We start from the raw sequence: 23,611 nt of genomic DNA, 5'->3' as shown, positions 1-23,611 counted from the left end.
CCTTTACATAGGGAGGCATTGTTTTGGAGAAGGATCAACTACACAAGGCGCTGCGAACCATCACTCCGATGAATGAAATTCTCGAGCACGCTGAAGTTGTGGCTTTGCTGCACACGATTGGAAAGCCTCTGCTTATGGATATACTAACGCAGGTCATAGGTGAATATAGACAACAGTTGCACACCGATTCATTATTTACAGAATCAATGTCCCTCCTCGATCGTCAGAAGATTACTACCTACTTAATTGAGAAGATTAAAAGTAAAATTAGTGAAGAAAAGAATACTGGACTAAAGAAAGTAATCAATGCAACAGGCATTGTTCTTCATACCAATTTGGGAAGAGCACCTCTGCCCTATGAGGCAATCGTTCAGATACATAAAGTCAATGAAGGCTACAGTAACCTGGAGTTCGACCTCGAAAGCGGCCACCGCGGTTCTCGTCACGCTCATATTGAGCCGTTGATTACCCGTTTGACCGGTGCCGAAAGTGCGATGGTCGTCAACAATAACGCAGCAGCAGTGTTCTTAAGTCTGAATACTTTGGCCAACCAGGGAGAAGTCATCGTTTCCAGAGGACAGCTGGTCGAAATTGGGGGAAGCTTTCGCATACCGGATATTATTTCCTCCAGCGGCTGTACTATGATCGAAGTCGGGACCACGAATAAAACGAAAGACAAGGATTACGCCCAAGCCCTTTCCGAAAATACGGCAGTTTTGTTGAAAGTGCACACTAGCAACTACAAAATCTCCGGCTTTACTGCAGAAGTCTCACGTCAGGATTTAGTGGGACTGGGCAGGGAAAAGGATGTACTGGTCATGGAGGATTTGGGTAGCGGTTGCCTCTATGATTTGACCCAAATTGGATTGCCCTATGAGCCTACAGTTCAGGAAGTTATCGCTAGCGGGGTGGATCTCGTCACTTTTAGCGGAGATAAATTGTTAGGAGGCCCACAGGTTGGGGTAATCGTCGGCAAGAAGGCCTTGATAGATAAAATCAAAAAGAACCCTCTGGCCCGCATTGTCCGCTGTGACAAAAGTTCAATTGCGGCTTTGACTGCGGTATTGACTATCTATTTGAACCCAGAAAAGGCTGTTGAGCAAATTCCGGCCTTAAACATGTTGGATTTAAGTCAAGAAGATTTGTTGCTGAGAGCACAGGAACTCGATCGACAACTGCTTGCTGTGCTAGGTGATCGATGCCAAACGGAAATTGTGGATGTCGAAGATGAAGCAGGGGGTGGCTCTTTGCCGGATGTTCTGCTAAAGGGTAAAGCCATATCTTTGACCATAGAGGGTTTGTCTGCCAATGAGCTGCAGATCCTTCTCAGAAAGGCGACCACACCAATTATTGGCAGAATCCATAAGGACAAAGTTCTGTTGAATGTTCGAACGATATTAGCAACCGAATTTCCGGTGATTACGCAGACCTTACAGGGCATCGTGGGGTGAATGAATGAAAAAGATTGTTTTAGGAACAGCTGGCCATATTGACCACGGCAAAACATCTCTAGTAAAAAGATTAACCGATGTCGACACAGATCGTCTTGAGGAAGAAAGACGCCGCGGCATGACCATTGAACTGGGCTTTGCTGCCTTGACGCTACCTTCCGGCCAGATGCTGTCCATCATCGATGTTCCCGGACATGAGAAATTTGTCAAGACCATGGTGGCCGGTGCTACGGGTATCGACCTGGTCATGTTGGTCATTGCAGCTGATGAAGGAATTATGCCGCAAACCAGGGAACACTTGGATATTCTAAATCTACTCAATGTCGAATCCGGTGTCATTGCTTTAACGAAGACCGATCTTGTCGATGCTGAATGGCTGGAAATGGTCTTTGAAGATATTAAGAATGCGGTTCAGGGGACGACACTGGGAGGAAGCCCTATCGTCCCAGTCTCTTCTGTAACGGGTGAAGGAATCCCTCAACTGTTAGAAGTTTTAGACCAACTTGCCTTAAAGGTGCACGCCAGAGAGGGACGAGAAATATTTCGGTTGCCCATTGACAGAGTGTTTTCCATGACCGGCCACGGGACCGTCATCACCGGAACGATAACAGGGGGCAAAGTAAACAAAGGAGATACCTTAGAAATATACCCTGCGGGGCTGACAGCACGTGTCAAGGGAATTCAAGTGCATAATACCGGTGTTGATGAAGCTACCGCAGGTGACCGCTGCGCTTTAAATCTCACAGGAATCGAAAAATCAGAAATCAAACGCGGAGATACTGCGGCACACGAAGGGACCCTGAATCCAATCCGCATTGCCGATGCCCTTGTCTACACTGTCAAAGGCAAAGGCAGCTTGATTCATAATCAAAGAGTGCATCTGCACAGCGGAACGAAGGAGGTTCTGGCTCGGGTCAGACTTTTAGGAACTGATGAGATTACTGAAGGAAGTAAAGGATATGTCCAGCTGCGTTTTGAAGAACCAGTCGTGATTCTGCGTAAAGACCGATTTATTATCCGTAGCTATTCACCGGAAGTGACTATTGGTGGTGGCTGGATACTGTATCATACGACCAAAAACAGGCAACGATTTGCACCGGAAACCATGCAGGCTATGGACATCGGCGAAAATGGTACCCTAGAAGAGTTGATCTCCTTGGTATTAAATTCTTCAGAAAAACCTCTCGGGCTAGATGAGTTGGGGCAAGCTCTGAATACAGATAGGAGTCAAGTCCAGGAAACTCTAGATAGAGAAGTTACATCAGGAAAGCTCATTTTACTGAAGGAAACGAATAAATACCTAAGTCACCTTCAATTAGAAAAATATTATACCAAAGCAATTGCTGCTTTTAGAAAAATGTATAATAAATATCCTTATCGTTATCAAATTGATAAGGAAGAAATGAAAAGCGGCATTTTTCAGGTGATAGACTCGAAAGACTTTGCCGCTCTGCTCAATCACTTTATCGTTAATCAGCGGCTTAGATTAGATGGCAATTTCTTATCTGAACCGAACGGTATTGCCTTAGAAAGAATACTAGCTTCTAAGGAAATAGCTCTTATGGAGAAGGCGTTCTTAACTTATGGTGTGAATACAGGGAGTACTCTGCAGGTTGCCAAAGATATCAATATGAAACCCGGTGACATCGAGGAGATTGTCAAATTCTTTCTCAAATCGGGCCAACTTGTGGATCTGGGTCAAGGAATCCTCGTCCATAAAGAAGCTTTTGAAAAGGTCTTGCAGACCATTCGCTCCTTAATGGATGCCCAAGGAACCATTAGCGTGGCGGAAGTCCGAGATGCTCTTCAGACCGGCAGAAAGACCGTTGTTGCTTATCTGGAGTATTTTGACAAGCTAAAGATTACTCTCAGAAAAGAAGATGTTCGCATACCGGGCCCTAACTACTAGGGTTTTTGTAAAATTAAGCTGCTATCCAGCATTGAGCAGTATCGCAGAGGTCAAAGCTGCTTTTAGAAGGACAATACATCGTAAAGAATGCCAAAAGGCTTCGATGAGAAATTCTCATCGAAGCCTTCTAAGTGCGCCATGCATGATGATTAACTAGACGGTGAAAGTCCGTTATGGGGGTATGTAGCGACCAACCATTAGCCTAAGGCAAGGGTGTCCATCGCGAGGTGGAATCTGAAGGAAGCCGGCAGCAAAGTTCCGGCCCGAGGAACACAAACATCATCAGGCGCGAAACGTGGGGTAAGACTGCTTAACAAGTTGAAGCCCAAAAGCTACACAGACACGTCAGCGTAAATGATGCGGGTACATGGAATGAAAGTGAATCGTCTTACCGTGGGAGGCCTCACGGACGGGTGGAAACAGAGTAAGAAACCCGGTTGAAACAAGATTTGTCGTGAGGAGTCAGCAGAAGCCATAGTACAGAGGTGGTCTAGACACCGACGAAAGGGCTGAACCAAAGGAGGTGCGGGTCAATGAAAGTTACTGAAAGTGGTAATTCAAAACACAGACAACTTCGATTGGAAGACTATCTGCAAAGGGTATCTGCGGAACAGAGAGAGTATGCGGAAGTGTGCGCGCCAGCTAAGATGACTGAAACCGACAGCACCAACACGAACGAGCAGATGGAAGGTTTGCTTGAGCAGATTCTTAGTGCCGAAAACCTTAACCAAGCTTATAAACAGGTAAAGAGGAATAAAGGTGCAGGTGGAATCGATGGTATGCAGGTGGATGAACTTCTACCCTTCCTGAAAGACCACAAGAACGAACTCTTGCAATCCCTCTGGGATGGCAAATACCATCCAAAACCCGTGCGGAGGGTAGAGATACCTAAAGAGAACGGGAAGACTAGAAAACTGGGAATACCAACAGTCGTAGACAGGTTAATCCAACAAGCGATAACTCAAGTCCTAAGTCCAATCTTTGAAAAACAATTCTCAGATAACAGCTTTGGGTTCCGACCGCACCGAAGTGCCCATGATGCGCTACAGAAATGCCAGATCCATATTACAGAAGGGTACAAGTATGTAGTAGACATGGATTTAGAGAAATATTTTGACACGGTTAACCAAAGTAAATTGATTCAAATGCTATCTGAGACAATAAGAGATGGACGAGTCATCTCACTGATCCATAAATTCCTAAGAGCAGGAGTTATGGCTGACGGGCTGTTCGAGGAAAGTCCAGAAGGCGTGCCACAAGGCGGCCCCCTGAGTCCCTTACTTGGAAACATAATGCTTAATGAGTGCGACCACGAACTGGAAAAGCGTGGGCATCGATTTGTACGCTATGCAGACGATATGATGATTTTCTGCAAAAGCAAGAAAGCGGCGCAGCGAACGCTCGACCACATACTTCCGTTCATCGAAGGAAAATTATTGCTAAAGGTGAATCGGGAGAAAACGAAGGTTGCACATGTAAGGTATGTAAAGTATTTGGGATATAGCTTTTACATCTATCGAGGAGAGGGACGTTTAAGAATCCATCCCAAGAGCATTCAGAAACTCAAGGACAAAGTCCGGGAAGTGACTGGGCGTAGCAACGGAATGGGAATCGAAGAACGCCGAATAAAACTCAACCAAGTGGTTCGAGGATGGACGAATTACTTCAAACTAGCGGATGCAAAGACCCTGCTCAAGAACGTAGATGAGTGGCTAAGAAGTCGAATAAGGATGGTTACTTGGAAACGATGGAAGAAAGTCCGGACACGTTTTGAAAACCTAAAGAAAACAGGAATTGCTAGGGAACAAGCATGGATGTGGGCAAACACAAGAAAAGGCTATTGGCGAACAGCCCATAGCCCTATCTTGACAAAAGCCCTATCCAACGAACGTTTCAAACGGATTGGATATCTCAGTTTTAGTGAATGTTATTCTGCGTAGTAACGCGTAAACTTTGGAAGCGCCGTATACCGAACGGTACGTACGGTGCTGTGGGAGGTCGGCCACTCAAATAATGGGTGGCCTCCTACCCGATTGCATCAAAGAATGAATCAAAGTCTCTTGAAACAAGCTAAGTACACTATATAATAGAATAAGATTGAGAAAAGTACGGACATGAACAGAAGGGATCTTTTATGAATATTCCAAGCTATAAGCCATATGTGTCAGAAAAAGAAAAGACGTATGTTATTGATGCCTTGGAAAGAGGTCAAATAAGCGGGGATGGATTTTACACTGAGAGAGTTGTAGCTTTTATCGAGAAGAGCTTTAAGGCAAGCAAGGCTCTGATGATGACATCAGGCACACATGCCTTGGAGCTGGCGGTGATCCTTGCCGACCTTGGACCTGATGACGAGGTTATTATGCCTTCCTTTACCTTTTCTTCAACGGCCAACGCTGTATTATTAAGGGGAGCGAAGCCGGTCTTTATTGAAGTAAAAGCGGACACCTTAAATATTGATCCCGTAGATTTAGAGAGAAAGATTACGGCAAAGACGAAAGCCATAATCCCAGTTCATTATGCTGGAGTAGCTTGTGATATGGACAGACTCATGACAATTGCTGCGAACCATCATTTGCAGGTTATCGAGGATGCTGCTCAAGGAGTAAATGCAAAATATCGGGGGCAGTATCTAGGGACCATCGGCGACTTTGGCTGTTATAGTTTTCATGGCACAAAGAACTATACCTGTGGTGAGGGTGGGGCCTTGCTTATCCATGAAAAAAACACACAAATTATTGAGAAAGCCGAGATCAGCCGGCAAAAGGGCACCAATCGTAGTCAGTTTTTGCGGGGTGATGTGCATAACTACAATTGGCTTGATCAGGGGTCAAGCTATTCTCCTTCCGATCTGCTGATGGCTGTATTGTTAGCCCAGCTTGAGGTGATGCAGGAGATTACGGAGCAGAGGAAAGCTATTTATACCTTGTATCGTAATGCTTTTGAGCCTTATGAGAAGCAGGGGATTCTGAAAGTGATGGAGATTCCTCCAGAGTGTGAATCTAATTATCATATCTTCTGGGTTATGTTCGATAGACAAGTTATCAGAGATTTCGTTTTGGCAGAATTAAAAAGTAGGGGAGTGGCGGCTTCTTTTCATTTTCTACCTCTCCATAGTTCTCCAATGGGTAGAAAAATGGGATATCAGCCGAGTGATTTGCCAGTTACGGAGAAATCAGCGCAAGGTTTGCTGCGTTTGCCACTTTATGCCGGAATGACGGAAGGCGAGTATCACTACGTTATTAAGACGACAGAAGCCGTTATCGGCGGATTGTGATATGATGGAAAAGATAAGTGTTGTGGTTCCTGTTTATAATAGTCAAAAGACCTTAGGGATGCTTTGTTACTATCTTCAGGAAACCTTGAATAAACTAAACCTTGATTTTGAAATCATTTTAGTTGATGATGGCAGCAAAGATGACAGCTTTAGCAAAATGCTTGATCTGCATAGGATGGAGCCACGTATCAAGATAATCCAACTTAAGAGAAATTATGGTCAACAAAATGCTATTATGTGCGGTTTGCGTTATGCCACTGGGACATATACAGTTATCATGGATGATGATCTGCAGAATCCTCCTGAGGAGATTGTTAAGCTCTGGCAGAAGATTCGAGAGGGTTACGACGTAGTTTATGGATTGCCGTCGCTGGCCGCTAAAAAGGATCAAAGGTATCGATATTGGGGTGCAGTGCTGAGAGATCTGCTCTTCAACCTCATGATCAATAAACCGGCCGGCATCAAGGTGAGCAGTTTTCGTATTCTTCATAAAAATTTACTTGCCAAAATTATTGTGGATCGGACTTCCTTTGTCTATATCTCGGCGATCATCTTCAAACACCGAGTTAAAGTAGCAAACATTGAGGTCAATCACCATAAAAGGGAATCTGGTCATTCCAACTACAGCATCTTAAAATTAGTGAGGCTTTATTTAAAGATTCTGCTGAACTATGGCCCGGGGATATCCAAGTTCGCAAGGACCACTCGCCCACAATACGAAATAGCGAATAATAAACTATAAGCTATCATTTCGAGTTTGAAGACTATCTAAAAGATATTCATGATGTGTTAGGAGGGAATGACTCTGGCTAGGTTGCTGATTTTAGGTGGTAGTAATATTCAGATTAATGCTATACTACGGGCTAAAGAAAAAGGGCATATGGTGATAGTTGCCGACTATTTAGATGACGCGCCTGGGAAAAAGTTCGCTGATTACAGCGAGTTGACCAGTACCTTTGATGCACAAGGGTGCCTAGCTGTTGCGCGCAAGTATAAAATAGATGGTATTTTGACCGTTGGCACGGATCAACCCGTTCTGACTTGTGCAAAAGTAGCGAATGAATTAGGGCTTCCATCTTTTTTAGATAGTGAGCAGGCACAAGCTGTAACTCATAAAAAAGTAATGAAGAAGATATTTAAAGAAAATGAAATTCCCAGCGCCGAGTATCGACTTATCCAGAAGGATTTTGAGGAAGCAGAGCTTGGGGCTATAAGATTCCCAGCGGTCATGAAACCCCTAGATAGCCAAGGGCAACGTGGAGTTTATAAAGTCGAGTCTTTACAACAAATACGAAGTTTATTGCCTGATGTGTTAAGCTACTCCAGAGAAGATGAAATTCTAATTGAAGAATTTTATCCGAGTGAAGAGATCACCCTAAGCGGCTGGGTTCGAGACCGCAAAGCTCATATCCTGACGGTGACCGACAGACAAACCATTGCAAACGGTCAACACATCGGTATTTGTATTGCTCATCATTTTCCTTCAAAATATCTTGCCGAATATGCAAAGGAGATAGAAGAGCTTACAGACAAAATAGTACAGGCTTTTGATATTCAATGCGGACCCATTTATTTTCAAATGCTGATTGGCTCGGAAGGGATCAAGGTGAATGAGATTGCTTGTAGGATCGGAGGAGCTTATGAGGATGAATTATTACCGGTGATTACGGGGGTAGATATTCTCGAAATGCTGATTCTTCATGCTTCAGGGCAAGACGTTGACTATACTGCCCTTGAACACTACGAACTTAAAAATAATACAAACCACGCCTCTGTCCAAATGATTTTTACCAAGCCGGGAACCATCGGTAGGATGGCACCGATGGAGGGAATAGTGGTTAGGTCGGGAGCGATTACAGGTGGGTTTAATTATGATGTGGGGAGTACGATTCAAGAAATCCAAAATGCTACCCAACGGGTGGGGTATATGCTATTTCAAGGTGATTCTGCCACTGGTTTAAAAACTAAGATAGAGAAAGCCCTTGCATGTCTGGAGATTAGAGATATACAGGGAAAGAATATGCTCGTGGATTTGCATTGTCAGAAATGAATCGGTAGGTGTCAAAAATCCGGAAATAGGTGCCATGACGAACACTAGTGGAGGTGAATTGTATGAAGAGGAAATTTTTTTTGGCTATCCTTGTCATAACATTTCTTTGCTTGATCTTAGTGGGCTGTAATACTTCAAGTGAAGTTCAGGCGAATAAGCTTCAAATAAAAATTGCCGAGCAATATGGTCTTGCTTATGCTCCGTTACAGATTATGAAAGAGAAACAGCTCTTAGAAAGCAAATTACCCGGCATTGAGGTGAGCTGGCGGCAACTCGGCAACACAACGGCCATTCGGGAAGCTATGCTGGCAGAGGAATTGGATGTAGGCTTTATGGCCATTCCACCTTTTTTGATCGGTTGGGATAAAGGTATGGAATGGAAGATTGCTTGCGGGCTTTCCACCACTCCCATCGGGCTGGTAGTCAATAAGGATTCGATTCAATCCATTGAGGATTTTACTCCGGAAGATAGGATAGCCTTACCTCAGCCGGGGAGCATCCAGCATATTTTGCTGGCCATGGCTTCTGACAAACTATGGGGGGATTCCAAGAGGCTAGACAATCAACTGGTCACCCTCGATCATCCTGATGGTATGAACGCACTTTTGGCACGCAGTGAAATTAGCGCCCATTTTACGACGCCACCCTATTTATTTATGGAACTTGAGGAACCGGGAATCCATCAAATTCTGGATGGCAAAGAGGTTATGGGGGAAGACTTTACTTTTTCAGTGGGTGTCACCTCGGAGAAGTTCTATGAAGAGCAGCCGGCGGTCTATGAAGCATTTCTTGAGGCGTTGGCTGATGCTTTGAACTTTATGGAAAGTAATCCAACAGAAACAGTGGAGATACTAGCCAAGGCGTATCAGATGGATGAGGCGGAGTTAGTAAATTATCTGGAGCGTTCGGATACCGCCTATGGTCTTGAAGTTCAAGGGGTTATGGAATTTGCCGACTTCATGCAGAAATATGGACTTATCAAGAGTCAACCTGCCAATCTAGAGGAAGTAATATGGGATAGGAAATGATGAATACCGGCTCGTATCGCAAATTGAAGACCAGATTATTTTGGATGATAGCCATCCTAGCTGCGTGGGAGATGACCGCCCAAAGTGGTGTCTTTCCAACATCCATTTTTCCATCCTTGTTGGTTATTGTAAGGGCCTTAGGTGATTCGGTTGTCCGTGGAGAAATTATCATTCAGACGGGTTTTTCCTTAGCTTTAATCCTCCAGGGACTTCTGATTAGTCTGTTGGCGGCAATTATGATAAGCTCTCTGGCTATCAGTAATAAAGTGGTTGACGGTCTTGTGGATACCCTAGTCGCGATTGCCCATCCTTTGCCGGGAATAGCTTTATTGCCTTTAATTATTATTTGGTTTGGCACCGGAACGGTCTCCATTCTCGTAATTATCATTCATTCGGTGATTTGGCCGCTGATTTTGAATATGATGACTGGTTTTCGATCTATACCGCCCATCTACAAAGAAGTTGGTTTGAACCTAGGCTTAAATCGTTTTCGTATCATTAAGGATATCTTGATTCCAGCCTCCTTGCCTTATGCACTATCCGGGTTGCGGATCGGTTGGGCTAGGGCGTGGCGAGCGTTAATCAGCGCGGAAATGATCTTTGGTGCCGTGGGCGCCAACGGTGGCTTGGGATGGTATATTTTCAAGCAAAGAGTTTTTATGGATACCCCAGGTCTCTTTGCCGGACTCTTTGTGATTGTCCTAATCGGAATTATCGTCGAGGACTTTTTCTTTGCAGTTATTGAAGAAAGGACCATTAAAAAATGGGGAATGATCTAATACAACTTAAGTCCGTCGAAAAATATTATCGAGGATCAAGCAAAACCCTAAAAGTACTGGAGAATATCAATCTCCATATTCAGCAGGGAGAGATTTTAGCTATTTTAGGGCCTTCAGGGTGTGGTAAAACCACACTATTAAGGCAAATTGCTGGGTTTGACCACCCTAGTTCGGGTGGTGTATTCATGGATGGCCAAGAGATTGCGAAACCAGAAGTGAAGAGGATGATGATTTTTCAGGATTTTAACCAGCTCTTTCCTTGGAAAACCGTAATTCAGAATACAATCTACCCCTTGCAGGTGAACCGTCTTGGGGATAGCGAAGCGACACGCCGTGAGATTGCCCTTAAGTATCTTAATTTAGTAGAGTTAAGTGGATTCGAAGACAGTTATCCACATCAGCTTTCGGGAGGTATGAAGCAAAAAGCTGCCATGGCAAGGGCTTTGGTAATTAAACCGAAGGTTTTACTCATGGATGAGCCTTTCGGGAGCTTGGATGCGTTAACACGGTTATCTCTCCAGAACTTGCTTCTGAAAGTCTGGAGGGAGACAGGGGTTACTATCGTGTTGGTAACCCACGATATTCAAGAAGCAATAATACTCTCAGATCGCATCGCAGTCATGGGCGGGAGGGGGAGCGGGGGAATTAAAAGAATAATCCCTAATCAGCTGCCAAGACCAAGGGCTGTAGGGGCAGAGGGATATTCTGAAGTTTATGATCAAGTCTATTCGTTATTGGATATCCATTCTGAGCATTGAGTTTAGTGATATAAATTAGATTATGAAAAAAGTAAGCCAGAGCCCTGAAGCTCTGGCTTATTCTTTAACTTTGTAGATTTTAATCTTCCATTCCTTTTGGTTAATATATCTAGCGATCCGCATTCCATACGTGGGTTCAGTAAACTCGTAAACTAATTGAGTTTTTGTTTGGAGAAACCTTTGCATGTCATCATAATATGAGGAAATATCTCCATAGACATTGTTCCATTCGGGTCTGTAGGCAAAAATAAAATCCATTTCATCGGGATATATTATGTAAGCGATTTCATGTTTATCGATATAGTGTTCAAAAGTCAGATTGCTTTCCTCAAGGTAAGCTAGGTTTCGATAATCGTAAAGTTTACCATTATCAAAATACATTTCGGCATTGAGATTAGCTAGGACGAGGTCCTCCTTTTTAACGACCTTCCCGATTTCTTGGAGATAGCTCTCATAGGAATGATTAAGATAAGGGAGAATATTGGCAAGGCTACTCATGCTTATCATGAGAGAAAGTAGTATTGCTAAATACACTTTAGCGTTTTTACCCATACGAAGTAACACATAGGTCACCAAAATATAGAACAAAGGAAATAGAAAGATTATACTCGGTTGGCTGAAGCGGCCGATCCATAGAATTCCTACGTTGATAGCTACAAGGGCAAGGATAATACTTATAAGGAGTTCCCTTGTTTTTTGCTTTTCATTAAATAATAAGAGCAGGGATGCAGCCAAGGCTATAGCAAAAAGATAAAACTCTAGCTTAATATCAGGGGTATAATAAGTTCCGCTTACTCCATAGTAGAGCTTTAGATAAAAGTTCTGAATAGCTGAGAATTTTGCGATAAGAGTATTTGTAACTCCAAATTGACTTCCGTATTGAGTGTAATTGCTAATGAAATTAGGATCAAAATAAAAACTTAGAGCAATGAAACTGAGGGCAAGAGCTCCTACCGTAGCAAGATAGGTAAATAGCCCGTAAATAGGGAGCTTTTTCGTAAAAAGAATATGGAATAGATAAAGAAAAAGTATAGTCAGACATAGGATAAAGCTATTGGGATGGATACCAATACTAAGGCCGATGATACTTCCCAGAACGACATGGTGGATTAGTTTCATGTTTGAAAGGGTAGACAAAAAGTAGTTTAAGGAAAATACCAAGACAAAGAGTAAAATTATTTCTTGCCGAGCAAAATGTGAAGCATAAATGAATTGAATATCCATAGACAAAAACAGGGTTGAAAGAGTAGCCGCTTTTTTGGAATTGAAAATAGTGTTACAGAGCCTATAGAAAAAGAATAGAGTGAGCAGGCCAAATATAAAGGATAATAAACGGATTGTAAAAATTTCATAACCCATCAGCTTGATGAAAAGGATTTGCAAGGTATGGAAGATACTCTTGATAGCGTGAGGATTTCGGGGATAAAGATCAAAAAAGGATTCCGTTACGCCATAACTATTTGTCTCCATGATGTTTCTAGACAAACCGCTTAACCAGGTTTCATCCGAATGAACAAAGGGAAAGCGAGTTAGAAGGATGATATGACACGAGATATAAAGAAAGGTAAAAAGGAGATAGCTGTATTTTGAGGTAATGAAGTTTTTTAGTATTCTCATTTCCACACCGCCATCGTTGATTCTTTGCTTTTTCAACATTTCATAGAACTGCTTTTTCCTTTTATTCTATCAAATATCACGAAGTCATAGAAGGGAAGGATATCAAATGTTTTGATAGGGTATATAGTAATGTCTTATAACACAGATTTGGATTCTTCCCTTATAATAAGTTTGTATAAATTTTAACAAATAAAAATTTTACAGACAAATTGAGGGAGGTTGATTTAGTTTCATGAAAAGGATAAGGTTATCTCTCACGGTTCTCCTTGGTTTATCTCTTGTACTTTCTGGGTGCTCCGCTACTTCTTCATCTGGTGTTTCGGCAACAGCTATTACCCAACAGCCCGTGGCTCAGGCTCCCCAGACACCTCAAGTGGATGTAGTACGAGAGGCTGCCGAAGCTTACTTCGCTAAAATGCCGGCAGATGTTTACAAAATCCCTGAGAAAGATTTTGTAGCTAAAGTCAAAGCCGGCGAAGATCTGTTTATCATGGACGTACGACAAGCAAAGGATTATGATGCAGGTCACATTAAAGGAGCGGTTAACATTCCTTGGGGTGAGGCTATCGCCCAAAACCTAGTGAACTTACCCAAGGACAAAACGATCATGGTGTATTGCTATACCGGCCAAACTGCAGGTCAGACCGTTGCTCTCTTAAACGTGGCTGGTTTCAATGCAAAATCAGTGAATCTGGGCTGGAATCTTGGGATCTCTAAAGTTGAAGGGGTCGCTGATGTGACTGAAACCACAGCGAACGTTATTCCGGCAGGAAAGGCAGAGATCAAGCCAGAAGTCCAAACTGCCATTACCGAATACTTCTCGAAAATGGCTGAGCTGAAAGGCACAACCTATGCCAATTATAAAATCAGTGAAGATGATGCAAAAAAAGCGTTAGATGCTAAAGACCCGAACGTTATGTTCTTATCCTTAAGAAAAGCAGACGACTTTAACAAAGGCCATATTGAAGGGGCGATTAATCTTCCTTTTGCAAAGGGAATGCAAGCCTATTTTGGGATGCTGCTTCCTCAGGACAAAAAAATAGTAGCCTACTGTTATACCGGTCAAACGGCTGGTCAGACTGTGGCCATTCTCCGCTTACTCGGTTATGACGCAGTCTCGTTAAACTCTGGTATGGGTATGCCTTCTACTCCCGGTTCTGGATGGGCGAATAAAGGATTCCCAGTGGTTGGAATAGAAAATGCTGCACCGCCTCAAGGTTCTTCCGGTAGCCAACCTTCAGGTGCTCAGCCTCAACCTAATGCAGGGGATCATTCTTAAGTTCACATTATATAGGGCGATTTAAAAATATGGGGAGGTTTTAAATTTATGAAAAAGCTAGGTCTTTTATCAATTGAAGTGCTCTTGGTTTTGTCTCTCGTTCTTACAGGATGTTCCACTTCTTCCAGTACTCCAGCTACGACCCAACCAGCGGCATCCACCCAACCGGCACCGACTGAGCCTGCTCAGCCCCCCGCACCTGAAGTGAATGTGGTTGAAGAGGCAGCGGAAGCTTACTTTGCTAACATGCCTGCAGATGTTTACAAAATTCCTGAGAAAGATTTTGTAGCTAAAGTTAAAGCTGGTGAAGATCTCTTTATCGTGGACGTACGCCAAGCGAAGGATTATGATGCAGGTCATATCAAAGGAGCGGTTAACATGCCTTGGGGTGAGGCTATAGCCCAAAACTTGGTGAACTTACCCAAAGACAAAACGATCATGGTGTATTGCTATACCGGCCAAACAGCAGGTCAGACCGTTGCTCTCTTAAACGTGGCTGGTTTTAATGCAAAATCAGTGAATCTAGGCTGGAATCTTGGGATCTCTAAAGTCGAAGGGGTCGCTGATGTGACTGAAACCACAGCGAATGCTATTCCGGCAGGAAAGACGGAGATCAAGCCAGAAGTCCAAACCGCCATTACCGACTACTTCTCGAAAATGGCTGAGCTGAAAGGCACAACCTACGCTAACTATAAAATCAGTGAAGATGATGCAAAAAAAGCCTTAGATGCTAAGGACACAAGTGTTATGTTCTTATCTGTAAGAAAAGCCGAAGATTATGCAAAAGGTCATATTGAAGGCGCCATCAATATTCCCTTCGCTAAGGGAATGCAAGCTTCCTTTAACCAGCTTCCTAAAGATAAGAAGGTAATCGTGCATTGCTATACCGGTCAAACAGCAGGTCAGACCGTGGCGATCCTCCGTTTACTCGGTTATGATGCAGTCTCCTTAAATTCTGGCATGGGAATGCCTTCTACACCCGGTACTGGATGGGCCAATAAAGGATTCCCAGTGGTTAAATAAAATATCTTTTCTCTAAGAGAGATGGCAGAGGTTTTTATAATAGAATCTAGGTTTAACCTAGAACGTACGACCTATAGGACGAGGAGCGTGCCGCAAAATGCTTTCAAGCATGGTGTGACACGCTCTTAATAATTCCACTATATTGTAGAAAACCATAATTTAGCTATAACACAATTTGTTGACTATTTTTAAGAAAGTATTAAACTTAGATTAAGTAATAACTTATATAAAAAGAGGTCAAAATGTTAAAAAAGTCACAATTAAAATTGAATATTGGTTTCCTGCTTTTTATACTGTTATTGTTCTTTTTATTGATACAAGTGAGTATCCAACTAACCATGATCTTTGCAGTAAGTTTAGCTATTGGCTTTACTTTGCAAAAATCAAGGTTTTGCTTTGTGGCGGCTTTCCGTGATCCTTTGTTAGTTGGCACAACCAAGCTGACCGAAGCGCTAATCCTATTGTTAGCCATTAGTATTGTTGGATTTGCGATTGTGTTTCATTTAGCTAATATGCTTAACTACCCATTGAATTTGTATATCACTCCTTTCGGCTTTCACACCGTTCTTGGGGGCATCTTATTTGGATTGGGTATGGTTTTGGCTGGGGGCTGTGCTACTGGTGTTCTCATGCGTGTTGGTGAAGGGTTTGCCATGCAAATGGTTGCGTTAGTAGGCCTACTCATTGGAGCATTTTTAGGTAAATACTCCGTATCCTTCTGGCGGACAATTTTTCATGAATTTCCGGGAGTATCACTTCCTGATACTCTAGGCTGGGTTACGTCAATAGCTGCTGAGTTATTGATACTACTCCTATTATGGAAAATCATTCGCAGGTGGCAGCAAAAGCAAAAGGAAGTTGGCTGATTCATGAAAACCTATACTTTAGATATTTGGGGTGAAATGTGCCCCATTCCTATCATTAAAACACAGCGTAAGTTGAAAGAAATAGCATGCGGCGATCGGTTAGTATTGGAAACGGACCATAGTTGTACGAGCAGGGCCATTGTTCTATGGGTACGTGAACATGGACATGAAATCACGGAAAGTGAAGTTTCCAATGGGATATGGCGGTTAGAAATAACAAAGAAACACTAAGAGGGAGAGCCATATGAGAAAAGAACTGCAAATCGTTTATAAGGGACCATGGGCCTATTGGGTTGGAGCAGTTGTGTTAGCAATTTTAAATCTATTGGTTCTGGTTATTAGGCAAAGGCCTTGGGGAGTTACAACATCTATTGAGGAATGGTCCGTATGGATAGGGTCAAAAATTGGCTTAGTCAATAGCACGGATATTACCCTTGGGCAATTGTTCTTATCTGATGGGACATATTTGAATCTGGGTGTGATATTGGGCGCTTTTTGGGCGACACTCGTTGCTGCACAGGCACGCTTTCGCCCCCTTAAGGATATGAAGTTTGCGATTTCTGCGTTAATCGGCGGGATTCTTATGGGCTATGGAGCTCGTATTGCATACGGGTGCAACATAGGTCTGGTACTCAATGGTATTGCTTCGGGTTCGTTATCGGGCTGGATTTTCACTGTTGCAGTGTTTATTGGGACCTGGCTTGGGTCGAAAGTATTATTGAGATTTTTAGTGTAAACAAATGCACGATAAAAGGAGGGAATTGCTCTTGGGCAATTCCCTCCTTTTATCGAAAGCCAATTTAAATCATGTCCTACACTTTTCTTATTGATTTAAATATAACTAACATAAAAAGCGTTCTTCTGGGTCCGTGAGAAACTTGATCAATTGTCTGGTTTTAGAAGATAAATAATGATTATTAAGTTTTAGAATATTATAGTTCACGGGCATATTCATATTCTCAACAGTAAGCGCTTTAAGTGATCCTTGATATATTTCCTTTTTGACGGACAAGCGAGGCACAACAGCCCCTCCCATGCCTGCCTGTACAGCTGACTTAATGGAGTCAATAGTATTCATTTCAGTAATTATTTTAAGATCCTTGAAGGTATAACCCTGAGTTTCAAGAAATTGGGTAAGCACTTTATGGGTACCCGATCCCGCTTCGCGCATGATTAAAGGTTGATTCAAGAATTCCTCTAAGGTAATTTTATCGGATTCGGCAGGATGGGAGGGTGGCACAATCAGCACCAACTCATCTGAAGTAACGTGATGGGTACTTATCCCCGGAGCTTCAGGAAATAGTTCAGCCACACCAAAATCAACTTGTTCGTCCTTTACTTTGCGCAGTATTTCTTCAGCATTGGCAATTTCGAGCCGAATATTCACCTCTGGATATTCCTCTTTAAATAGGTAGATTGAACAGGGAAGTGAAACATTACCAATGGTTGTGCTTGCACCAACAATAATCTGGTTATTTTCATGCTGCATGGTAATCTCCAATTGCTGATTCATCTCTTCTTCCAACGCTAAGAACCTTTGGGCATAGTTGTAAAAAACATGCCCTGCTTTAGTAAGCGAGACGCCTTGTTGCGTTCGCTCAAACAATGGACCTCTGTAATATTCCTCTAAATTTTTAATATGTGTGCTAACCGCAGGTTGGCTTAAATGCATGACCTTGGCAGCTTTAGAAATGCTTTGGAATTTTGAAACAGCGATGAAAATTCGTAATTGATGAGTGTCCAAGTAGTCACCCTCTCTTATAGAATTAGAACCTTTGGACATGTGTAATGGCTAGCACAAAAGGGTATTAACATTATGGTACACCATAAATCGCATTTTGAATAGCTGAAGGTTAAAATTCACCTCAAGTAAGATTCTTAATAGTATAAAAGTTCGTTATGAGGTTATAAGTAGTTGCGATAAGCTCAACTGTAGTAATATTTAAAAAGTTATGTGAAAATAGTATCATAATCATCAATATTATGGAGTTGGAGGGAAGAGAAGTGAGAAGGAGAGAGTTTTTAAAATATGCACTTTGTGGCGCAGGAGGGACAGCCATCACTGTGGGTAGTTTTGGTGCCCTGAATAAAATTTCACCGAAGACGGCTCTTGCTACTGAAACTACTGAAGAAGCTACGATTTTTTCAGCTTGTGAAATGTGCCGTAACCAGTGCCCGATCGCAGTCAAGGTTTCTAATGGAAAAGTCACAAAAATCGAGGGGAACCCTAATGATTCAGGGTTCGGAGGGGTCATTTGTGCCCGAGGAAATTCAGGACCCTCATTATTGTATGACCCGCAAAGGCTTAAGAAACCAATGATTAGAACAGGTGATCGAGGAACTGGAAAATATAAGGAAGTGTCTTGGGACGAGGCCTATACCTATATTGCAGAAAAAGTAAAAGAAATCCAAACGACCTATGGTAGCGAAGAAATTGCTTTTGCTAGCCGCAAAGGGCCTCATGATATGTTTTTTCGCGCTATCGGCAAGGGAATTGGCAGTCCTAATATATTTTCTCATGAAGCAACCTGCCCTATGACACGCTCGGTGGCTTTGGATAGCATGTTTGGTGTTGAAATGATTGCTGCTGATTATGCTAATGCAAAATATATCATTTCTTTCGGCCGCAACTGGCTAGAAGGCATTCACATTGCCCAGACCCGAGGGATAATGAAAGCTCTTGCTAAAGGGGCGAAGATTGTCTCTCTTGATCCTCGGCTTAATGTCACTGCAACCAAGGGAGAATGGTTGCCTATCAAGGGAGCCACAGACTTGGCCTTTGTTATGGCCATGGCGAATATCCTTATTAACGAAGAACTCTATGACAAAGAATTTGTCGAGCGGTATACATCAGGGTTCGAGCAATGGAAAGAGGCCGTTAAGGATAAGACACCGGAATGGGCAGAACAAGAAACCGGAATTCCCAAAGACACCATCATCAGAGTAACACGTGAGTTTGCGGAGGCTTGCCCCAACGCACTTATAGAATTCGGTTGGCGGACAGGACTTACACCGAATGATTATCAACTCCGTAGAGGCATTATGATCGTTAATATGATGATGGGCAATTTTGAAGTTCCGGGAGGTTACTACCGCGTAAAAAACGCCGGAGTAACCAACCGATTCCCAGGGATGACCGGCTATGCAAAACCCCTTGGCTCCGTAAGTCAACCGGAATTTCCCAAACCGATCACCAGTAGAATCGATGGTACCGGGATAAAAGGAGTGCCTGGGCAAATCATCCCTGAGGGTGATGGTGCTGTTGGGCAAATAGTCGAGTCTATTCTTACTGAAAGTCCTTATCCAATTAAGGGTTGGTTCGTCCATCGGTTTAACCCTGTGATCAGTATAACGGAAAGTGAAAGAACCATTGAAGCCTTAAAGAAATTGGATCTGTTGGTGGTATGCGATCTTTACATGACGGACACAGCGATGTATGCCGATGTGATTCTTCCTGAATGCACGTATTTGGAACGGTCCGAGCAAATCTATGATATGTCAGCTTTAACGCCGAAATATGTTATTCGCCAGGCGGCGGTTCCGTTAGTTTATCCTGATACTAAACCAGCTTGGCAGATTTACAAAGAACTCGGTGAAACCATGGGCATAGGTCAGTATTTCCCCTATGAAACCATTGATGATTATATTAATCAACAATTAACCCCCGCGGGAATAACTTTAGAACACATGAAGGAAAAAGGCGTTTGGACTCCGGAGGGAATGAAGCCGTTTTATGTGCGGAAGGATCCATTAGCCTCTTTGGATAACTTAATCGCTAAACCTAGTAAAAAAATCGAGTTCTATGCTGAAGAGGTTCAACAGGCTACAAAACAGGGAATCCCTCAATACACTCACTATCCTCAACCTGAGGAGGGCCAATTCCGATTTGTACAGGGAAAAGTGGCTGTGCATACTAATGCCGGTACAGCAAATGTTCCCATCCTTAATCAACTGATGCCAGAGAATTCCCTTTGGATCAACCCGGAGAGTGCCGGGAAGCTTGGCATAAAAGATGGTGATGAGATTGTTATTTCTTCAGGAAAATATGAGCATAAAGGAAGGGCTAAGGTCACTCAAGGAATACGGCCGGATACAGTATTTGCTTATCATGGATTTGGACGTATATCCCCTGAGATGAAGAGAGCCTATGGTAAAGGGATTAATGTCAATAAGCTTACTGATAACGTTATCGGCGAAGTAGGCAACGTCGTCACATCGATGAATTTTGTAACTCTTAAAAAGGCATAGGGGTCAGCTCCCAGGCAAAAGGAGCAGGCAAAGGTGGGGAGTGCATTGAGCAATATAGCAGAATTATACTTATCTTTTGCAGGGATATTTTCTAGGCCTCACCAGGAAGTTGCAGGTCATCTTGAAGAGCTTATTGATTTGTGGTGGGAGGAAATCCCTGGGGGTAAAGTATATATTGAAGAAATTGAAGAGTTTTGTCGAAAGTTTCCCTCGGCTAGTCGAAGGGTCGACGTGTTGTGGGAACACTACATTCCGCTGTTTGAGGTCGGGGATGTCGAGGCAGCTCCTTATGCCTCGGTTCATGTTTCTGATCATGGATTAATACTGGGAAAAGAGGCGGAATTGGTAAGAGAGTTCTACCAAGCCTGCGGTTATGAAGTCAGCGCAGAAGGCAAGGAACTGCCCGATCATCTGGCAGTTGAGCTTGAATTCTTGGCATTATTGGCCCGAGATTCTAGAACGAAGGAACGGATTGACTTTGAAGAAAAGCACTTAAGGATATTTCTCGCTAAACTTCTACCCCTGATTATTGAACGTAAGCGATCGATCTATTCAAGTGCTGCTAAATTATTGGAACTATGGCAATTAAATTTGGAAGGAAAGGATGATTAACTTGGCTAAGCATTACGGTATGGTCATAGAAATCGCAAAGTGTATTGGATGTCAGGCCTGTACGGTAGCCTGCAAATTTCAAAATAACGTTCCGGACGGACAATATAGAACCATGTCTCCGGCCTTTGGTCCTACTGGAACCTATCCGAATGTCACCATGCATTTCGGTAAAGAAGCGTGTCAGATGTGCCAAAATGCCCCTTGTGTCGATGTTTGTCCTACAAAAGCATCACATTACGATGAGAATGGACTTGTGATGATTGATCCGAATAAGTGTGTTGGATGTAAATATTGCCTAACGGCTTGTCCTTATGATGCACGTTTTATCAACGCAGATACGGGTGCGGCAGATAAATGTACGTTTTGTTTTGAAGAAAGGGTATCTCAGGGGCTTAAACCAGCATGTGTTACGACCTGTGTGGGAGGGTCATTAAGCTTTGGTGATGTCAATGATCCAGAGAGTGATGTGGCAAAAATTATGGCAAAGAGTAAGGTGGAGTTCCGCAAGGGAGAACTTGGAACACAGCCTAGTATTTATTATATTTATGATGGGGTGGTGAGATAACATGGATGTTACATGGGGTATGCCAATTCAAGAACACCTTCCCTGGGCGGGGATGATTGCTTTATACTTGTTCTTAGCGGGTATTGCTGGAGGGGGATTTTTGACGGCTTCTCTAACGGATCTATTTAACAAGAATCGTTCGGAACAACTCATTAAATCGGGTGCCCTTATTGCACCGATCGCCATAGTGCTGGGATTGGGGCTACTAGTAGTGGACCTCAGTAGGCCTTTAACCTTTTGGAAGCTTTTGATCTATATTAATACTCACTCAGTTATGTCCATTGGAACCTTTATCATTTCGACCTTTGTAACCTTTGCCTTTATTTACGCCTTTCTTGTTTGGGGGAAGTCCTTCAGTTCAAAAGGAGGTCTAGGTGCAACAATAGCTAAGCTAGCTGGAAAGTTTTCCGCCTTAAGGAAGCCGGTGGCGCTTCTGGGAGCAGTTCTGGCCTTGAGTACGACAACGTACACTGGGTTTCTTCTTTCAGCGGTTTCAACGAATGCATTGTGGTCTGTTCCTTTCCTTGGTTTAGTGGGGGTTCCTTTTCTAGCGGTTCTGTTCTTAATATCGGGAGTATCCACTGGTTTGGCAGCAACCTTGATTGGTGCTGCTAAAGAAGAAGGTTTAGGACTTTACAAAAAAGTAGATGTAGTTTTGATTGTGCTGGAGATTATTCTACTGATGGTATTATTTCTGTCCGTAAATCCACTCTACTTTACCGGCACCATGGCAAATCTGTTCTGGATTGGTGTAATGATGATTGGCTTGATGTTGCCTCTGGTCTTGTCGGTCTACGGCATGATCAAGGATCGCCATTGGGTTCTGCCCGTTTATGGAGCAGTTATAGTTGGAGGTTTATGCCTTCGTTACTTCATCGTCTTTTCTGGGCAGATGTTATAATTAGGTCTGTTAGGGGCATAAAACCGTTTTTGGGCTAAAGCCGGAAACGGTTTTATGCTTTCCATGGGCAAAATATCCGTAACTGGCTTTATGTGCTCGATCATTGTGATGTCATAAGAGTTGCAATGGAGAATGGCCAGGTAGGCGAAACCTATAATATAAGTGGAACACACGAGAAGAAGAACCTTGAAGTCGTGAATAGGTATCTGTGATCTGTTGGATGAAATGTATAGAGGTGGAAATGTATGACGAAGAAGGGAATTATCTTGGCAGGGGGATCAGGGAGCCGCTTGTATCCCCTCACTATAGCAGTCAGCAAGCACTTAATGCCGATCTATAACAAACCCATGATTTATTATCCTCTCACCACATTGATGCTAGCAGGCATTAGGGAGATTTTAGTCATCACAACACCTCAGGATCTATTTTCTTTTCAAAGAATTCTACAGGATGGAAGCCAATGGGGGATTAGCATTAAGTATGAAATCCAGCCAAGTCCTGGGGGAGTGGCCCAAGCATTTATTATTGGACGAGAATTTATTGGGAAGGATAGCTGTGCCCTTATTTTGGGTGACAATCTTTTTTACGGTTATCGGTTATCGGAGATTCTGGCTCGAGCAGCCAAGCAGGAGAGCGGGGCAACTGTCTTTGCTTATTGGGTGAAAGAACCGCAACCCTATGGAGTTGTTGAATTTAATATGGAGGGGCAGGTTTTTAATATAGAAGAAAAGCCAGCTTGTCCAAAATCCAATTACGCAATCACCGGACTTTATTTTTATGATAATCAAGTCGTTGATATTGTGAATCATCTTAAACCTTCCTCAAGGGGGGAACTAGAGATTAGCGATGTCAATGCAATTTATTTAGAAAAACAAGAATTAACTGTTGAAAAGCTGGGGCGTGGATTTACTTGGTTAGATACCGGCACCCCTGAATCCTTACTGCAAGCATCAAACTTTATTCTAACGGTTGAAGAACGTCAAGGGTTAAAGATTGCTTGCCCAGAGGAGATTGCTTACCGGATGGGATACATTGATGCGGTGCAAGTGGGAAGATTAATAGAGCCTATTTATAACACGAGTTACGGACACTATCTAAAGAGTCTTATCTGAGAAGTAAGCATATAATATAAAATGAAAAACTTGGGAAAGACGTCCGTAAGACACTTAGATTGACAAAAAGAACAGACCGTACTATAATTATTTCCAAATTGAATCTATTGTGCGATGATAAGAGGAAGATTTGTGT

The 23,611-nt window shown here is 42.9% G+C and carries 22 protein-coding genes; 20 read left to right on the top strand and 2 right to left on the bottom strand.

The annotated features are described in order from the left end of the window. The first annotated feature begins 23 nt into the window (after positions 1–23). The 9 genes from selA (at position 24) to DESDI_RS14360 (ending at position 11,252) form a co-directional block, all read left to right on the top strand. Positions 24–1,451 (top strand): L-seryl-tRNA(Sec) selenium transferase, encoded by a 1,428-nt coding sequence (gene selA, locus DESDI_RS14400; RefSeq protein WP_015263347.1) that lies wholly within the window; start codon positions 24–26, stop codon positions 1,449–1,451. A gap of 4 nt (positions 1,452–1,455) precedes the next feature. Beyond that, the gene (selB, locus tag DESDI_RS14395) at positions 1,456–3,360 is read left to right on the top strand and encodes a selenocysteine-specific translation elongation factor (RefSeq protein WP_015263346.1); all 1,905 of its coding nucleotides are present in this window, start codon (positions 1,456–1,458) and stop codon (positions 3,358–3,360) included. A 533-nt stretch (positions 3,361–3,893) separates the two neighbouring features. Next, on the top strand, positions 3,894–5,300 hold the full coding sequence (ltrA, locus tag DESDI_RS14390; RefSeq protein ID WP_015263345.1) for a group II intron reverse transcriptase/maturase: 1,407 nt from the start codon (positions 3,894–3,896) through the stop codon (positions 5,298–5,300). 194 nt (positions 5,301–5,494) lie between these two features. After that, complete coding sequence (gene rffA / locus DESDI_RS14385; protein WP_015263344.1) at positions 5,495–6,637, top strand: dTDP-4-amino-4,6-dideoxygalactose transaminase; 1,143 nt, start codon at positions 5,495–5,497, stop codon at positions 6,635–6,637. A 1-nt stretch (position 6,638) separates the two neighbouring features. Further along, on the top strand, positions 6,639–7,379 hold the full coding sequence (locus DESDI_RS14380; protein ID WP_015263343.1) for a glycosyltransferase family 2 protein: 741 nt from the start codon (positions 6,639–6,641) through the stop codon (positions 7,377–7,379). Positions 7,380–7,436: 57 nt separating this feature from the next. Then, entirely contained in the window at positions 7,437–8,687 is a 1,251-nt protein-coding gene (locus DESDI_RS14375) for an ATP-grasp domain-containing protein (RefSeq protein WP_015263342.1), read from the top strand. Between the two features lie 62 nt (positions 8,688–8,749). Beyond that, positions 8,750–9,715 carry an ABC transporter substrate-binding protein gene (locus tag DESDI_RS14370; RefSeq protein ID WP_015263341.1) on the top strand — a complete coding sequence of 322 codons (966 nt, stop codon included), beginning with the start codon at positions 8,750–8,752 and terminating at the stop codon, positions 9,713–9,715. Beyond that, positions 9,712–10,494: an ABC transporter permease gene (locus tag DESDI_RS14365; protein ID WP_015263340.1), complete on the top strand. Its 783-nt coding sequence runs from the start codon at positions 9,712–9,714 to the stop codon at positions 10,492–10,494. The genes DESDI_RS14370 and DESDI_RS14365 overlap by 4 nt, the downstream gene beginning before the upstream one ends. Continuing rightward, positions 10,479–11,252: an ABC transporter ATP-binding protein gene (locus tag DESDI_RS14360; RefSeq protein ID WP_015263339.1), complete on the top strand. Its 774-nt coding sequence runs from the start codon at positions 10,479–10,481 to the stop codon at positions 11,250–11,252. The genes DESDI_RS14365 and DESDI_RS14360 overlap by 16 nt, the downstream gene beginning before the upstream one ends. 57 nt (positions 11,253–11,309) lie before the next feature. Here the strand turns inward: DESDI_RS14360 and DESDI_RS14355 are convergent, their stop codons facing one another. Further along, on the bottom strand, positions 11,310–12,908 hold the full coding sequence (locus DESDI_RS14355; RefSeq protein WP_015263338.1) for an ArnT family glycosyltransferase: 1,599 nt from the start codon (positions 12,906–12,908) through the stop codon (positions 11,310–11,312). A 193-nt stretch (positions 12,909–13,101) separates the two neighbouring features. On the opposite strand from DESDI_RS14355, the gene DESDI_RS14350 reads away from it, so the two are divergent. The 5 genes from DESDI_RS14350 to DESDI_RS14330 all read left to right on the top strand — a co-directional run bounded on the left by DESDI_RS14350 (position 13,102) and on the right by DESDI_RS14330 (position 16,773). Further along, entirely contained in the window at positions 13,102–14,148 is a 1,047-nt protein-coding gene (locus DESDI_RS14350) for a rhodanese-like domain-containing protein (RefSeq protein ID WP_015263337.1), read from the top strand. Between the two features lie 48 nt (positions 14,149–14,196). Further along, positions 14,197–15,171: a rhodanese-like domain-containing protein gene (locus DESDI_RS14345; RefSeq protein ID WP_015263336.1), complete on the top strand. Its 975-nt coding sequence runs from the start codon at positions 14,197–14,199 to the stop codon at positions 15,169–15,171. 242 nt (positions 15,172–15,413) lie between these two features. Continuing rightward, positions 15,414–16,037 (top strand): YeeE/YedE thiosulfate transporter family protein, encoded by a 624-nt coding sequence (locus DESDI_RS14340; RefSeq protein WP_015263335.1) that lies wholly within the window; start codon positions 15,414–15,416, stop codon positions 16,035–16,037. A gap of 3 nt (positions 16,038–16,040) precedes the next feature. Continuing rightward, on the top strand, positions 16,041–16,268 hold the full coding sequence (locus DESDI_RS14335; protein ID WP_015263334.1) for a sulfurtransferase TusA family protein: 228 nt from the start codon (positions 16,041–16,043) through the stop codon (positions 16,266–16,268). Positions 16,269–16,281: 13 nt separating this feature from the next. Continuing rightward, positions 16,282–16,773 (top strand): YeeE/YedE thiosulfate transporter family protein, encoded by a 492-nt coding sequence (locus tag DESDI_RS14330; protein ID WP_015263333.1) that lies wholly within the window; start codon positions 16,282–16,284, stop codon positions 16,771–16,773. Positions 16,774–16,878: 105 nt separating this feature from the next. On the opposite strand, the gene DESDI_RS14325 is transcribed toward DESDI_RS14330, so the two are convergent. Beyond that, complete coding sequence (locus DESDI_RS14325) at positions 16,879–17,820, bottom strand: LysR family transcriptional regulator (protein WP_242825406.1); 942 nt, start codon at positions 17,818–17,820, stop codon at positions 16,879–16,881. A gap of 221 nt (positions 17,821–18,041) precedes the next feature. Between DESDI_RS14325 and phsA the strand changes: the two genes are divergently transcribed. From phsA to rfbA, 6 genes are all read left to right on the top strand, one after another. After that, positions 18,042–20,285 carry a thiosulfate reductase PhsA gene (gene phsA / locus DESDI_RS14320; protein ID WP_015263331.1) on the top strand — a complete coding sequence of 748 codons (2,244 nt, stop codon included), beginning with the start codon at positions 18,042–18,044 and terminating at the stop codon, positions 20,283–20,285. Between the two features lie 45 nt (positions 20,286–20,330). Further along, positions 20,331–20,897, top strand: a complete 567-nt coding sequence (locus tag DESDI_RS14315) for a TorD/DmsD family molecular chaperone (protein WP_156801140.1) — start codon at positions 20,331–20,333, stop codon at positions 20,895–20,897. After that, on the top strand, positions 20,890–21,462 hold the full coding sequence (locus DESDI_RS14310; protein WP_015263329.1) for a 4Fe-4S dicluster domain-containing protein: 573 nt from the start codon (positions 20,890–20,892) through the stop codon (positions 21,460–21,462). Before DESDI_RS14315 ends, DESDI_RS14310 begins: the two co-directional genes overlap by 8 nt. A gap of 1 nt (position 21,463) precedes the next feature. Continuing rightward, positions 21,464–22,363 carry an NrfD/PsrC family molybdoenzyme membrane anchor subunit gene (gene nrfD / locus DESDI_RS14305; RefSeq protein WP_015263328.1) on the top strand — a complete coding sequence of 300 codons (900 nt, stop codon included), beginning with the start codon at positions 21,464–21,466 and terminating at the stop codon, positions 22,361–22,363. Positions 22,364–22,455: 92 nt separating this feature from the next. Continuing rightward, positions 22,456–22,575, top strand: a complete 120-nt coding sequence (locus DESDI_RS17930; protein ID WP_242825405.1) for a hypothetical protein — start codon at positions 22,456–22,458, stop codon at positions 22,573–22,575. 33 nt (positions 22,576–22,608) lie between these two features. Next, positions 22,609–23,475 carry a glucose-1-phosphate thymidylyltransferase RfbA gene (gene rfbA / locus DESDI_RS14300; RefSeq protein ID WP_015263327.1) on the top strand — a complete coding sequence of 289 codons (867 nt, stop codon included), beginning with the start codon at positions 22,609–22,611 and terminating at the stop codon, positions 23,473–23,475. Positions 23,476–23,611: the final 136 nt, after the last annotated feature.

It is taken from the genome of Desulfitobacterium dichloroeliminans LMG P-21439, from assembly GCF_000243135.2.
In the GTDB taxonomy this organism is placed as follows: domain Bacteria; phylum Bacillota; class Desulfitobacteriia; order Desulfitobacteriales; family Desulfitobacteriaceae; genus Desulfitobacterium; species Desulfitobacterium dichloroeliminans.
The sequence above is the reverse complement of the archived record's forward strand: the minus strand, read 5'-3'. Positions and strand labels throughout refer to the sequence as shown.